11 protein-coding genes are annotated in these 15,048 nt (G+C 60.3%); 5 read left to right on the plus strand and 6 right to left on the minus strand.

Going from position 1 to position 15,048, the window contains the following annotated elements:
• Positions 1-202 precede the first annotated feature (202 nt).
• Together HGT1_RS17795 and HGT1_RS17800 are read left to right on the plus strand one after the other, a co-directional pair.
• The gene (locus HGT1_RS17795; protein WP_255200262.1) at positions 203-1,867 is read left to right on the plus strand and encodes a phosphoethanolamine transferase; all 1,665 of its coding nucleotides are present in this window, start codon (positions 203-205) and stop codon (positions 1,865-1,867) included.
• Positions 1,864-2,265 carry a diacylglycerol kinase gene (locus tag HGT1_RS17800; protein WP_176251295.1) on the plus strand — a complete coding sequence of 134 codons (402 nt, stop codon included), beginning with the start codon at positions 1,864-1,866 and terminating at the stop codon, positions 2,263-2,265. Before HGT1_RS17795 ends, HGT1_RS17800 begins: the two co-directional genes overlap by 4 nt.
• Positions 2,266-2,296: 31 nt before the next feature.
• On the opposite strand, the gene HGT1_RS17805 is transcribed toward HGT1_RS17800, so the two are convergent.
• The 5 genes from HGT1_RS17805 to rfbC all read right to left on the minus strand — a co-directional run bounded on the left by HGT1_RS17805 (position 2,297) and on the right by rfbC (position 6,564).
• The gene (locus HGT1_RS17805) at positions 2,297-3,100 is read right to left on the minus strand and encodes a DUF2189 domain-containing protein (RefSeq protein ID WP_255200263.1); all 804 of its coding nucleotides are present in this window, start codon (positions 3,098-3,100) and stop codon (positions 2,297-2,299) included.
• 76 nt (positions 3,101-3,176) lie between these two features.
• Positions 3,177-4,079: a glucose-1-phosphate thymidylyltransferase RfbA gene (gene rfbA, locus HGT1_RS17810; RefSeq protein WP_176251316.1), complete on the minus strand. Its 903-nt coding sequence runs from the start codon at positions 4,077-4,079 to the stop codon at positions 3,177-3,179.
• 17 nt (positions 4,080-4,096) lie between these two features.
• The gene (gene rfbD / locus HGT1_RS17815; RefSeq protein ID WP_176251296.1) at positions 4,097-4,963 is read right to left on the minus strand and encodes a dTDP-4-dehydrorhamnose reductase; all 867 of its coding nucleotides are present in this window, start codon (positions 4,961-4,963) and stop codon (positions 4,097-4,099) included.
• Positions 4,960-5,997, minus strand: coding sequence for a dTDP-glucose 4,6-dehydratase (gene rfbB / locus HGT1_RS17820; protein ID WP_176251297.1), 1,038 nt, complete (start codon positions 5,995-5,997; stop codon positions 4,960-4,962). The genes rfbD and rfbB overlap by 4 nt, the downstream gene beginning before the upstream one ends.
• Positions 5,998-6,564, minus strand: coding sequence for a dTDP-4-dehydrorhamnose 3,5-epimerase (rfbC, locus tag HGT1_RS17825; RefSeq protein WP_176251298.1), 567 nt, complete (start codon positions 6,562-6,564; stop codon positions 5,998-6,000).
• A 242-nt stretch (positions 6,565-6,806) separates the two neighbouring features.
• Here rfbC and mnmH point away from each other — a divergent pair, with 242 nt between their 5' ends.
• Positions 6,807-7,853 (plus strand): tRNA 2-selenouridine(34) synthase MnmH, encoded by a 1,047-nt coding sequence (mnmH, locus tag HGT1_RS17830; protein WP_176251299.1) that lies wholly within the window; start codon positions 6,807-6,809, stop codon positions 7,851-7,853.
• On the opposite strand, the gene selD is transcribed toward mnmH, so the two are convergent.
• Positions 7,846-10,014: a selenide, water dikinase SelD gene (gene selD / locus HGT1_RS17835; RefSeq protein ID WP_176251300.1), complete on the minus strand. Its 2,169-nt coding sequence runs from the start codon at positions 10,012-10,014 to the stop codon at positions 7,846-7,848. The genes mnmH and selD overlap by 8 nt on opposite strands.
• Before the next feature lie 141 nt (positions 10,015-10,155).
• Between selD and HGT1_RS17840 the strand changes: the two genes are divergently transcribed.
• On the plus strand, positions 10,156-11,385 hold the full coding sequence (locus HGT1_RS17840) for a DNA repair exonuclease (protein ID WP_176251301.1): 1,230 nt from the start codon (positions 10,156-10,158) through the stop codon (positions 11,383-11,385).
• Positions 11,382-14,816, plus strand: a complete 3,435-nt coding sequence (locus HGT1_RS17845; RefSeq protein ID WP_176251302.1) for a YhaN family protein — start codon at positions 11,382-11,384, stop codon at positions 14,814-14,816. Before HGT1_RS17840 ends, HGT1_RS17845 begins: the two co-directional genes overlap by 4 nt.
• Positions 14,817-15,048 lie beyond the last annotated feature (232 nt).

Here is a 15,048-nt window from a genome sequence, read left to right on the forward strand (position 1 = left end):
CCATTGCCGTGCTGAATTGCCCATGACCGCAAGACCGCATGCGTGTCTGTCACCGCTATTGGACAGGCACGCATCGGGGCGTTTCAGGTCCGTATGCGTCACGTCCGGCTCACAGATATATTTTTGCATCAGGTCGAAATTATAAGGTTGCCGTAAGCTTCGGATGGTCAAAAGCGCGCGACCCCCTAGCGCCAAAGAACTCATGACCCTCTCCAAAACCCTGACAACCCGCATCGCATACCTTCGGGATGCATACCCCGTTTCGCCGCTGGTGCTTAGCATCGCGACGCTTGTTTTCGTATTCTACATTGATAACGACACGTTCTGGTCCATCGGGTCGGATGTGTTCGCGGGGCATCCGCTGTCCTTTGGTGCCTATATCCTCGCGGTGTTCACCCTGATGCTGTCGTTTTTCAGCGTCTTTGCATTTCCGTGGGTGGTGAAACCGTTTCTGGCATTCATCGTCATCCTCAGCGCCATCACATCCTATTATATGGATAATCTGGGCGTCATTATCGACCGCGACATGATCCAGAACGTGATGGTGACAACGGTCACTGAATCAAAACACCTGATCACAGCCAGCTTTGTCTTGCATAATCTAGTGTTTGGCGTGCTGCCAGTGCTGGTGATTTTTGCCGTAAAAATCAAACCGCACGGCCGGACCAGAACCCTGCTAACACCCGTCGTCAGCACCTTGTTGTGCCTTGGGCTGACGGTCGGGCTGTTGTGGTCAGACATGAAAGCCTATGCGTCGATCCTGCGCGAACGCAAGGATTTCATGAGCAGCTTCCAACCCGGGATGCCCATTGTCGGCGCAATCCGTTATGCCAAGATGATGCGCAGGTCTGCGAATGTGACAGTGGCGAAATCGGGGGAGGATGCCGTCAAGGGCCCGGCCTATGGCCCGGATGCAAAGCCGGTGCTGACCATTGTCGTTGCCGGTGAAACCGCACGCGCCCAGAACTTCAGCCTCAATGGCTATGGCGTGGAAACCAACCCCGAACTGGCCAAGCTCCCGGTTGTCAGCTTTACCGATGTGTCGTCTTGCGGGACGGCAACGGCGGTTTCCCTGCCGTGCATGTTCTCGAAATTCACCCGCAGCACCTATTCTTTCGAAAACGGCATCGCGACTGAATCCGTGCTGGACGTGATGGCCCACGCAGGGTTTCACGTTGAATGGTGGGACAACAACACCGGCGACAAAGCCATCGCAAGCCGCCTGACCAAGCGGTCTCTCACAAATACCCCGAACACCGAATTCTGCGCCGCAGGTGAATGTATGGACGGTATATTCCTCAAAGAGGTTGAGGATTTCGCGGATGCCATAACGCAAGATACCGTACTTGTCCTGCACCAGATCGGCAGTCATGGCCCGACCTATTATCTGCGCTATCCCGAAACATTCGAGAAATTCAAACCGTCCTGCCGGACCGCAGAGTTCAAAAGTTGCACCCCGCAGGAAATCGCCAATGCCTATGATAATACCATCGCCTATACGGACAAGGTTCTGGCCGACATCATCAGGGTTTTGCAATCCCGTGACGCTCTTGCGACGGCGATGATCTATATGTCCGATCACGGTGAATCGCTGGGCGAGGGCGGGATGTATCTGCACGGGGCACCCTATTTCATGGCCCCTGACACCCAAACCAAAGTACCTGCCATCTTGTGGATGTCGCAGAACTTTGAGGACCAGCTTGGCATTGATCGGCGCTGCATGGCCGCAAAAGCCGGCGAAGCGCTGTCGCATGACAATCTGTTCCATTCCCTGCTGGGAATGCTGGACATCCAAACCGCCGAACGGGACAATGCGCTGGATATTTTTGCGACCTGCAAGAATGCGACCAAAGGGTTAAGCAATTGATCAACAGCACCGAGCCCCCCCGCGAAAAACCTGCCCGCGTCACAGGCATTGCGCATCTGTTCGCAGCGGCGGGGTATTCCATCGGCGGGGTGCGCCGTCTGTGGCAGGAAACGGCCTTTCGCCATATCATGCTGGCCTTGCCGATCTGCTTGATTGTCTTTGCCGTTTGCGGCGCAAGCCTGATGGAATTCTGCGCCTTGCTGGTGTTGTTTTTCGTCCTTGTCGCAGTCGAGGCATTGAACACGGCGATCGAATGCATTGTCGATCATCTGGCCCCGCAATGGGCGGAATTTGCCCGCGATGCCAAAGACCTCGGATCGCTTGCCACCATGTGTCTGCTGTTTGCGAATGGCGTCTTTATCGCGTCGATCATCTATCGCGCAATCGTTTCAGGCTAGGGTCGGCTGCGGTAGGCTACATCGATGCCGGTCACTCTGTCTGGGGGGCGCTCAGCAGGTGATACAAGTGCCATGTGGCGTGCCCCAGCAAGGGCAGCACGATAAACAGGCCCAGAAACAGCGGCACAAGTGACACCAAGGTCACCACAGCAATGAACACAGCCCACCCCAGCATCACGGCCGGATGCGCCGCCACATAGCCAAAGCTGGTCGCCATTGCCGTGACAAAATCCACCTCACGGTCCAAGACCATCGGGATGGACAGCACGGTGATCATGTATAAAAGCAGGGCAAAAATTGCGCCGACGACACTGCCCACCGACAACATGGCCAAGCCGTTCGGGGTCAGGAATACTTCGGCCGAGGACGAGATATTGGACATGGGGGACAGGCCCAGAAACAACGCGAAAATCATGTGGCCCAGAAAGAACCAGAACAGGAATATCACGATGCTGATCGCGCCGATCATCGGCAAGGATCGTTTGCGTTGCAGCACAACCACCCCCAGAATTTCAGCCCAGCCTAGCGGTTCTTTTGCCTGAACACGGCGCGACACTTCGTACAGGCCGACCGCGATAAAGGGACCAAGCAGGGGAAAGCCGAACACCGCCAGCACCAGCCAGAAGGTCGTGCCAGTTTGCCATGTAATCCATGCCATTGCCCATGCCGCGATCACGTAAACAGCGGCGAACCCCAATCCGAACATCGGTGCGCGTTTCAGGTCGGCCCAACCCAGCCCAAGCGCCTTTGAAAGATCAGCCACTGTGACAGGCTTGAACTTGGGGGCCCCGTGCGATGGCTGCCCCGTGGTCTGATCGCTGTTCACTTCATCCAAGACTTAGCGCTCCCCTTCACGTCGGTGCTCCAACTATCAAAGCGAGACTATGCGATGGTCCTTGACGTGGATCAACTTAAAACGGACCGCGATTGCCCGGCTTCAACAACCCTTCCAGATAGTCACCATAGTCGTTCTTGGCGAAGAGCTTGGCGCGTTTTTCCATGTCAGCGACAGTGATCCAGCCTTGGTTGAACGCGATTTCGTCGGGGCTGCCGGTTTGCAAACCCTGGCGGGTTTCCAGCGTGCGGACAAAGTTGCCGGCGTCCAGCAGGCTGCCGTGGGTGCCGGTATCAAGCCACGCATAGCCGCGGCCCATGCGTTGGACGTTGAGCAATCCGTCGTGCAGATAGGTTTCCAGCAGGGTGGTGATCTCAAGCTCTCCGCGCGGGGAGGGCTGCACAGTTTTGGCACGCTCGGATGCGGTGTTGTCTAGGAAATACAGGCCCGTAACGGCGTAGTTCGACGGCGGCACGGCGGGCTTTTCGATGATCTGGCGGGCTTGACCTGCCTCGTCAAAATCTACCACGCCATAGCGTTCGGGGTCGGACACGCGGTAGCCGAAGACGGTGCCGCCGGTTTCCTGCGCATCGGCGGCGGCCAATATCTCGGGCAGGCCGTGGCCAAAGAAAATGTTGTCACCCAGAACCATCGCGGACGGCGCACCGTCAAGGAAATCCTCGGCCAGCAGATAGGCTTGCGCCAGACCGTCGGGGCTGGGTTGGGTGATATAGCTCAGCGACACGCCCCACTGGCTGCCATCGCCAAGCGCGCGTTTGAACTGTTCGGCGTCTTGCGGGGTGGTGATGATCGCGATCTCGCGGATGCCGCCCAGCATCAGGACCGACAGGGGATAGTAAATCATCGGTTTGTCATAGATCGGCAGCAGCTGTTTCGACACGGAAATGGTGATCGGATAAAGCCGCGTGCCTGAACCTCCGGCGAGGATGATACCTTTGCGTTTGGGCGTCTGGGGCATGGTCTGCGTCATGGAAATCAGTCCTTGGAAACATCAAGTTGGGCAATAATCCGGTTCAGGCTTTCGCGCCAGTCAGGGCGCGTGATGCCGAATGCGGTATGCGTGGTGCCGCAGTCCATCCGCGAATTCAGCGGGCGTTTGGCAGGCGTGGGGTGATCGGTCGAAGGAATATCGGTGACAGCGCAGGTGATGCCTGCCTGATCAAAGATCGCGCGGGCGAAATCGGCCCAGCTGGTGTCGGGCGCGCCGGAGAAATGGTAGATCCCGGATTTTTCCGGATCTGAAACAAGCGTTTGCGCGATGGCTACGCAGGCCTGTGCGATTTCGGCCGCCCCTGTTGGCCCACCGATCTGGTCTGCAACGATGGTCAGCGCATCGCGGTCCGCACCAAGGCGCAGCATGGTTTTGACGAAGTTATTGCCGTGGGCCGACACCACCCAGGATGTGCGCAAAATCGCATAGCGGCCACCGGCGGCTTCAATCGCGACCTCTCCGTCGCGTTTGGTGGCCCCGTAAACCCCTTGCGGATCAGTGGGATCATCGGGCTGCCAAGGGTCTGAACCTGCGCCGGAAAACACATAATCGGTCGAGATCGAGACGAAGGGAATATCACGCGCCGCACAGATACCCGCCATGGCCGCCGGTGCCTGTGCATTGATCAGATCGGCAGTGGCGCGGTCACTTTCGGCCTTGTCCACCGCGGTATAGGCGGCGGCGTTGATCACCGCATCAGGCGCGTGCGCGTCAATCGCGGCGGCGCAGGCGGCGGGGTCGGTCAGATCGGCGGCAGCGCGGTCAAGCGCGATGATCTGGATGCCGTTGCCATCCAGCGCGCGCAATTCCGTGGCGACCTGGCCGCTGTGGCCGAATACGAGGATCTTCATGCTTTGCCCAACCGTTCGCCAACGCCATGGCGGTTTTGCAAGGCGCGCCACCAGTCTTCGTTCGCGAGGTACCAGTCGACGGTCCGCGCCAGCCCTTCCTCGACCGTGACCGACGGCTTCCAGTTCAATTCCGTCCGGATGCGCGTCGGGTCGATCGCATAGCGCTGGTCATGGCCGGGGCGGTCGGTGACAAAGGTGATCAGATCGGCATGGGGTGCACCGCTGGGGTGACGGTCATCCAGCAAGGCGCAGATCATCTTGACCAGCTCCAGATTGCTGACCTCGTTTTCCCCGCCGATGTTATAGCTGCGGCCCAACGCGCCCTTCGTCAGCACGGTCAGCAACGCGTCGGCGTGGTCTTCGACAAACAGCCAGTCGCGCACATTGGCCCCGTCGCCATAAACCGGGATCGGCTGCCCGGCGAGCGCCTTGAGGATCACCACCGGCACCAGTTTTTCCGGAAAGTGGAACGGCCCGTAATTGTTCGAACAGTTCGTCATGATCACCGGCAACCCATAGGTCTCGCCCCAAGCACGCACCAGATGGTCGCTGGCGGCTTTGGACGCCGAATAGGGGCTGCGCGGATCGTAGGGCGTGTCTTCGGTGAATTGCCCAGTGGGGCCGAGCGAGCCGAAGACCTCGTCAGTCGAGATGTGGTGAAAGCGGAAGCCGTCCGGCTTGCCAGCCCCCTGCCAATAGGCGCGGGCGGCCTCAAGCAGGGTATAGGTGCCGGTGATATTGGTCTGGATAAACGCGCCGGGGCCGTCGATGGAGCGGTCCACGTGGCTTTCCGCCGCCAGATGCATCACGGCGTCAGGCTGGTGATCGGCAAAGACCCGGTCCAGTGCCGCGCGGTCGCAGATATCGGCCTGTTCAAACGCATAAAGCGGGCTGTCGGCCACATTGGCGACATTCTCAAGACAAGCCGCATAGGTCAGCGCATCAAGGTTCACCACGCTATGGCCCTGCGCCACTGCAAGCCGCACCACAGCCGAGCCGATAAACCCCGCGCCGCCTGTTACCAATAGCTTCATCTATGCACCCTCAAACGTAAACGGGCTGTTAAGATCCGCCAGAGAGGGCGCATTTGCGTCTTTATCTGACAAAACCGCCGACAGATCGCCCATATCCCAGTCGATCCCGATATTGGGATCATCCCAGGCAATCGCTCCCTCGGTCGCCTGCGCATAATAGTCCGAACATTTATAGATAATCTCGGTCTCGGGGGCGCGCGTCACAAACCCGTGGGCGAACCCCGCAGGTACCAACAATTGCTTGCCGTTCTCGAAACTCAGCTCGACCCCGAACCACTGCCCGTAGGTGGGCGAGCCCTTGCGGATATCGACCGCCACATCAAACAACGCCCCGCGGCCGCAGCGCACCAGCTTGTCCTGCGCATGGGGCGGTGCCTGAAAATGCAACCCGCGAACGGTGCCCGGCGTCATCGACAGCGAATGGTTGTCCTGCACGAACGGAATGGTGATCCCGTGCTCTGCCAACGCCTTCGCGCTGTAACTTTCCGAGAAAAAACCCCGATGGTCGCCAAAACGCGCCGGTGTAATCACCAAAACACCCGATAACGGCGTCTGTTCAATCTGCATTCGAATAATACCTTCGCACTTTATATTCCTTGCAGGTTGACTACCCAAACTTGCCCATCCTGTCGATTGCTTGTGGGGATAGTGACACTATTTGTCGCGAGTATGGCATCAAATCCGGCGTGATCAAAAATTTGCAGGGCGTGCCGCGACCCTCCCAACGGCAGATCGGCCACATATGCTTCGCGCTGGACGCCAGCATCTGAGCGGGTAGAACAAGGACACCCCATCTTGGAAAGCGCGTCATGACACTTCTTCACCTCAATGCCCTGTCCGATATTGCGGCCTGTGGCGCGGATACGATCATTGACGTGCGATCTCCGGATGAATTTGCCGAAGATCACATTCCCGGCGCGATCAACCTGCCGGTTCTGTCCAATGCAGAGCGCGCAAAGGTCGGCACGATTTACAAGCAAGACAGCAGCTTTATGGCGCGCAAGATCGGGGCGGCCTTGGTGGCGCAAAACGCGGCGGTACATTTGATGGGGCCGCTGGCGGACAAGCCCGGTGGCTGGCAGCCCATGGTCTATTGCTGGCGCGGCGGGCAGCGGTCGGGGTCGTTTGCGACAATCCTTGAACAGATCGGCTGGCGGGTCCAGTTGCTGAAGGGGGGGTATCGCAGCTATCGGCGGCTGGTGGCCCAGACCGTGTATGACACCCCGCTGCCTCACAAGCTGACCCTGATCGAAGGCGGGACCGGCACGGCGAAAACGCGTTTACTGGAACATCTGGCGCTCGCGGGCGAGCAGGTCATCGACCTTGAGGGGTTCGCAAACCACCGCGGATCGTTGTTTGGCGCGCGCGGGGACGGGCAGCCATCGCAAAAGATGTTCGAGACGCGGCTGGCAGCGCAATTGGCTAAAATGGACCCGACCCGCATGACCTGGGTGGAGGCGGAAAGCAGCAAGATCGGCGCACGTGTGGTGCCCTCGGGCCTGTGGCACGCCATGCGCGATGCCCCCCGGATCGAGGTTCAGGCACCGCTTGCCGCGCGGGCGCGGTTTCTGGCCACCGCCTATGCCGATCTGACCGAAGACAGCGCGCGTTTGCATGGCCGGATTGACATGCTGCGCCCCTATCACGCGAGCGATGTGATCGCTGCATGGCATTCACTGGCGGATGAAGGCGCGTGGGAAGAACTGGCCACAGGGCTGGTGTCGGCCCATTATGACCCGCGCTATGCCAAGTCGATGGGGCGGTCCGAAAAGGCGACGCAAGTGATCGCGCTGGCGGATCTTGAGGACAGCACACTTGCCCAAGCAGCACGGGATCTGGCGCGGCGCGTTACCTAAGGGTGAGGGACGGCGCACCGGTTTGAAGCGTTCCGATGATCCATCCTTGCAATCCTTTGCTTTCCAGCTGCCTCAGGGCGGTTTCAGCCGCCTTTGGGGGGAGTGCGGCCAGCAATCCACCGGCTGTTTGCGGGTCATGGATCAGCGGGTCGTCGATCCCTGCGGTGGGTGCATTGTCGCGGTTCGCCTGCAAGAGCGAGGACCCGACCCCGGCATCAGACAAGGCGCGTGCACCTGCGTAGACGGGAATGTCGGCGTGCCTCAAGGTCGCGCAGAGGCCTGATGCCTTGCACATCGCCAGCACATGACCCGCCAGACCAAATCCGGTCACGTCTGTCATCGCATGGGCATCGCGCAGGATGTCGGCCTGCTGTGATTGCGGTTGCTGCATGATCGCCAAAGTGTTCGCAACATCGCGACCTTGGGCGGTTCCCTCCATATGGGCGGCCATCATCACGCCAGACCCGATGGGACGGGTCAGCAGCAAGACATCATCCGGTTGTGCGCCGGCAATGGTGATGGGCATCGTGTCACGGGTGCCCGTCACGGTGAACCCGATCGTCAGTTCGGCCCCCATCGTCGTATGCCCGCCGACCAAACTGGCCCCGGCGGCGTCAAAAACCGCGCGGGCCGCATCAGTGATTTCGCGCAGGGTGCGCGCCTGAAGGGGCGGGGACATGCGCGGCAGGATCAGGCTGGACAGCGCGACCTGAGGTGCGGCCCCCATCGCCCAGACATCGCCCAAGGCATGGACCGCCGCGATGCGGGTCATTTGAACGGGGTCGTGGACCATTGCGCGCAAATGATCGGTGCTGAGCACCTGAAGACCGCCCCCCGGCATTTTGACCACCGCAGCATCGTCGCCTACGCCCGTCACCACCTGCGGGTGGGCGCGGGTATCGAGGTTTGACAGCGCATCGGCCAGCAGCGCCCCGCCAACCTTGGCCCCGCAGCCACCGCACAGGGGCTTTTCCTGCATGATCTCGCGTGCGCCAAGCGCCAAGGTTTCGGGGATCCGGGCGGCTTTCATCGGGGGCAGGTGATCCAGCTTGTCCATAAACGCCCGGTCAATGCGGTCTTTCCAACGCCAAAGTAGCGGGCCGGAAACCGCGAAGCCGAATTTCTCGGCCATGGCGGATTTGCCGCCGAACGAGATCAGCTTGAGGTAGTTCTTTTGCGGTTTGAATATCTTGCGGGCACCGCCCGTCAATGCGGCACGCAGGTTGTGGTGCAACACAGGTGCCGCGCGCACGGCAAAGACACCGGCCTTGGGGCGCGGGGCAAAGGGCATTGCGGCACAGTCGCCCACGGCAAAGACCGATGTATCGCCCTTGATGCTGAGATCGGGGGTCGTCTCAATAAACCCGTCGATCAGGGGCAGGTCGGTCCGGGCCAGCCAGCCGTGTGGAAATGCGCCCGCCGCACCAACGGTCAATGCGGCTTGCACGGGCTCTTGCCGATCAAGCAGCACCTGTGACGCCGTGACCTGCGTGACACGGGCATCGGTGCGCAGGGCAATGCCGGCCTGTGACATCGCGCTGAGCAATTTGCGCCGCGCAGTGTCGCCAACCCCTGATATCTGCGGGCCTGCCTCGATCACTGTAACGGCCGGTTTGACGCCCGCCTGCTGCAACGCGTGTGACATCGCCAGCGCCAATTCGCATCCGGCAACACCGCCGCCGATCACGGCAACGGTGGGGGTGGCGGTGCCTTGGGTGGTCGCGGAAACAAAATCGCGCCAGCGCTGCGCATAGATATCGAGCGGTTTGGCCCCGACGGCGTGGTCGGCAAAGCCCGCAATCGACATTTCTGCGGTGATGCCGATGTCGATCGACGCGACATCATAGGCAATCGGGCCTTGCCCCTCGACCGTGATCAGGCGGGCGGTCCGGTCGATATCTGTGGCATGGGCAAGGATCAGCCGCGCACCGGCGAAACGGCACAGGCGCACCAGATCAATCTCCAGCGTGTCGCGGCTGTAATGGCCCGCGACATGTCCGGGCAGCATGCCGGTATAAGGCGCGGTCGGGCCGGGGTTGATGACCGTCAGCCGCGCCCCCGGCAACGGGTTCATCCCCCATTTGCGCAGGACCAAGGCATGGGCATGCCCGCCCCCAACCAGCACAAGGTCTTGGGTCAGGGGGACATCAGGCGAATTCATTGGCGTGCTTTCTGGAACAGGGATATCGGTGTCATACCGCGTTGATCCCAAGGATCAAAGCAGCAGCCAGTGGTTGCAACCGAAAGTGAACTGCGTGACAAAGAATGCACAGCTGATTTTCCTGCCACAAGGCCCGTTTGTTTGACACTTCGCATTTTGCACACTGCCGATCTGCATCTGGATTCACCTTTGAGCAGTTTGGCGCTAAAGGACGACAGGCTTGTCGCACAGGTTCGTAATGCCAGCCGTCACGCGCTGGAAACGATGGTGCAATACTGTATCGACGAAGATGTCGCGGCGTTTCTGATCGCGGGTGATTTGTACGACGGTCAGGAACGCAGCGCCAAGACCGCCGCCTATCTTGCCGGGCAAATGCAGCGGCTGGCCGAGGCGGGCGTGCAGGTCTTCTATATCAAGGGCAATCATGATGCGGAAAACCCCGTCGCCGGTGAAATCGCATTGCCCGCCAATGTGCATGTGTTCGATGGCAAGGGCGGCATGGTCCAGCTTGGCGATCACCCCGTCTATATACACGGCGTCAGTTTCCGCGACCGCTATGCGCCCGACAGCCTGCTGCCCAAGTTCAAACCCCCTGTGCCATCGGCGGTGAACATCGCCATGATGCACACGTCCCTGACGGGGGCGGCGGGGCACGACCCCTATGCGCCCTGTTCGGCGGCTGATCTGGCACAGGCAGGGTTTGACTATTGGGCGCTTGGGCATGTCCACACACGGCAGATCCACAGCGAAAACCCGTGGATCGTGATGCCGGGGATGCCCCAAGGGCGCGACATTGGCGAGGCAGGGCCGAAATCTGCCAGCATCCTGACCGTGCAGGACGGCAGGATCGAGGTATCTGAACTGCCGACATCTTTGTTGGAATTCCGCGCCTGCGATTGTGTGCTGGAGGGGGCGGAAACTGACGATGATGTGCGCGACGCCCTGCGAGACTGCTTGCGGGCGCAGGCGGGCAGGGGCGCTGCGATCTTGCGGCTGCGCTTGGTGGGGCAAACGGCACTGGCGTGGCGGTTGCGGCAACTGGCCGATTACTGGCAGGCCGAAATCACCCAGATGGCCGAAAACATCGGCGGGCTTTGGCTCGAAAAACTGACCTTTGATGTCGCCCCGGTATCGGCTGTGGCGACGGATAGTGCGGTGGGCGAAGTCGAACAGTTGATGCATGACATTGCCGCGTCGCCTGCGTCGCTGGACAGCTTGGGCCGCGAATTGGAACAGATGTTGGCGCTGCTGCCCGCAGACCGTCGCCGCGATCTGGTGCCCGATGAAGCGGCGCAAGACGACCTGCTGACCCGTCTGACCGAAGATGCCATCCTGTCGATGGTCGCCAGAATGCAGGGGCAGGGCACATGATGCGCCTGCGCCAGCTTGATCTGGCTGCCTTTGGGCATTTCACCGACCGGACCATTGATTTTGGCGCAGCCCCGGCAGGCGGCTCGGATTTCCACATCGTTTTTGGCCACAACGAGGCCGGTAAAACCACTCTGATGGAAGGGTATCTGCGGCTGTTGTTCGGCTTTCCGGCGAAAGACGCCTATGCGTTCAAACACCAACGCGCCAATTTGCGGGTGGGCGGTGTGCTGGAAATCGACGGCAGGGCCCATAGCCTGACCCGTTTGTCCAAACGCGCGCCCAATTTGCTGGACGGGCAGGGGCAGGTCACGCCCGACACCATACTCACATCCGCGCTGCGCGATTTGACGGTCGAAGAATACCGCAAGCTTTTGTGTCTGGATGACGAGACGATCGAGGCAGGCGGCGAGGAGATCACCAAAAGCAAAGGCGAGATCGGCAAGCTGTTGTTTTCAGCGGCGGCCGGGATCAGCGATCTGTCGCAGGTGCTGGAAGACGTGAACGCCAGATCGCTCGAGATTTACCGCAAGGGCGGCACGAAGTCGGAATTCGCGGGGCTAAAAGCCGAACTTGCGCAGGTCAACAAGCAGATCAAAGACCAGGACGTCAGCGCGCAGGCCTACCGCGGATTGCGGTCGGACCTTGAAAAGGCCCAAGCGGCTGAAGACAGTTTGCGGCAGGAGAAGACCGACCTTGCCCTGCGCAAGCTGGAGCTTGAAAATCTTCTGAAGGCCTATCCCTTGGCAGCGCGGTGGCACGAGCTGGATCAACAGGTGCAGCCGCTTGCGCATTATCCGGCATCCTTGGACATAGAGCCTGAGGACCTGTTGGCCCTGATGACGCAACGGGTGGCTTTGACGTCGACGTTTGAACAGGCGACCCGCGAGGTCGAGACGATTGACGCGCAGCGCACGGCACTGGCCGTTGATCCGCAGGCGCTGGCCGCCGCAGACCAGTTGCAGGCGTTGGAAGAACTGAAAAGCCGCGCGCAGACCGGGCTGTTGGATTTGCCGCGCAGGCAGGCCGAGCTTGAACATGAAAAGGCGGAGTTGGGCCTGCGCTTGTCGGGGATCGGGCTGCCGACAGACGATCCCGACCAATATGTGCTGGACGAGGCCGATCTGGCCACGCTTGAACGGCTAAGAACCGCGATGACGGATGCGGATAAAGCCCATGCCGCCGCGATCGGGGAAACCCAAGGCGCGCGGTCAAAGCTGGAAGACGCCACATTGCAGGCCCAAGATGCCGCACAAACGGTCAAGGGCGATCCGGCACTGGAGCGGGTGATTGCCAGCGCGGATGCCGAAGATATCGTAGCGCGCTTTACCGCAGCCGAGCATGCGTTTGCCACAGCGCGGCAAAACGCTGATGCTGCCCTGCGCAAACTGGCCCGCCCCGGCGTGGTTTTTGACGCCGTTCCTGATTTGCAGGTGACCCCAGCCCAGGCGGCCCAGCTTGGCCGGGATATTGCAGCGGCAAGCCAGGTCGCTGCCACCGCCGCGCAACAACAATTGGCCGCGCAAACGCGCTGGCAGCAGGCGCAGACCCAGATGAAGCTGTCGCAAGCCTCGCCGGATATGATTGACGATGAAACGGCTGTCGCAACGCGGGACGCGCGGGACAGCCTGTGGACAGCACATAAAGCCACGCTGGACGCCGCATCGGCCAACGCGTTCGAGGTCGCCATGCAGACCGATGATGCCCAAACCAGATTGCGCGCGACCCAAAGCAAGGAAATCGCCGAGAACCGTCAGGCGCAGCGCCGCGAGATCGAGGCCGCGCAAGAACATGCTCAGGCCAGCGCCCAGCATGACGCCGCAGCCGCTGCCCTAACAAAGCTGACCGCGCAATTGGCGGACCATCTGGTTGCCCATCGTTTGCCCGACAACATGACTGCCGAAGATTTCGCAGGCTGGACTGCGGACGCATCTGATGCAGCCGAGGTCGCGGCCACGTTCAACGCCGTTAAGGCCACGCAGACCGATCTGCGCGCCGAGGTCGAAACGCTCAAATCAACTCTGTCTACTATATTAGACATTGAAAGCGGATCACTTGCCGGTTTGATGAAGCTGGCCAAGGCGCAATTGGCAGGGCAGCTTGCCCAAAAACAAGTGCTGACATTGGCCGAAACAAGTGTGAAATCCGCCAGGATCGAAGTGGACCGTCGCACTGCCGCCCAAGACATCGCGCAAAGCACTGCAAAGGCCGCAAGCGCCGATTGGGTCAATGCGATCACACACTATATACCACACCTAAAAACCGACCCGCTTGTCTGGGACGGTCTGCGTACGCTGCACCGCATCCGCGAGAGCGATACCATCATCCGCAAACTTGCCCGTCAGGTCGAGACGATGTCGGCCAATATCGCCGCTTTCGAGCGCGGTCTTGACGACATCAAGCTCGACCACAGCGGCAGTATGCCCGCGCTTGATCGCTATGCGGCGTATCTTTTGCAGGTGAACCAGGCGGAGGAAACCGCACGCCAACGCAGGGATCTGGACGCAAGATACGCCCATCATCAGGACGTCGCGCAAGATGCGGCGCGGCAGATCGAGGTTCTGGATGAACAGGTCCGCCTGATCGCATCGGTGTTCGACCCGGCGATCCCGACAGATAGTCTGGATGATTTGCGCAAGGCGACAACCCTTGCCAAGGATGTCATCGCACTTCGGGCGCAGGCACAGGAAACACAGACGCAGCTTTTCGCTCTGCTGGCCGTGCCATCATGGGCGGCAGCCGATGCCCTCTTGAATGAACAGACGGCACAGGCCGCTCAGGTGGAACTGGAAGCGGTTACACAAGATCTGACCCGGCTTGATGCTGCGCTGGAGGTGGCCATTGAGACGCGGGCACGTGCGCAAATGGCCCTTGATGCTGTGGGGGGAGATAACACGGTTGCCGCCCTAGTCGCGCAAAAGCGGACCCTCGAGGCACAGCTCGAAGATGCCGCGCTGCGCTATCTTCAAGGGCGCTTTGGCCATGCCTTGGCAGAGGAAGCGATCCGCCGGTATCGCGATGCCCATAGAAGCGGCATGTTGGCAGCGACCGAACAGGCCTTTCACGACCTGACCAACGGGGCGTATTCCCAGCTCAAGACGGTGCCGACATCCGCAGGCGATATCCTGCAAGCTGTACAGGCGTCGGATATGACCCTCAAAGAGGCCGCCGACATGTCAAAGGGGACGCGGTTCCAGCTTTATCTGGCTTTGCGGGCGGCGGCCTATGACCAGATGGCACAGAACGGGCGCATCCTGCCGTTCTTTTGCGATGACGTGTTCGAGACCTTCGACGAAGACCGCACGCGGGCTGCATGTCGGCTGATGCAGCGGGTCGGACAGAGGGGGCAGGCGATCTATCTGACGCACCACCAGCATGTGGTCGATATCGCCCGCGAGGCCTGTGGGGATCAGGTGCAGGTCCATCATCTGTAAGGTGCGACCGATTCCACCCGAACCGTGGGGCCGAGTCGCCAATCGAGGATGATTTAGGCCAACCCGAGGTGGATCAGTCCACGAGAACACCCTAAAAAGTTGAAAATAAGGGCATCAAGCTTGTTGGCTTTTTACCTTGGCGGAATTCCGCAGGCTCAAAACGCCAATAAAACAGGCGTTTATGAAGGTTTTTTGACTAACCGTGAAAATTCCCAAAAAAGGGGTTGCGGGT

The organism is Sulfitobacter sp. HGT1 (assembly GCF_013282155.1).
In the GTDB taxonomy this organism is placed as follows: Bacteria; Pseudomonadota; Alphaproteobacteria; order Rhodobacterales; family Rhodobacteraceae; genus Sulfitobacter.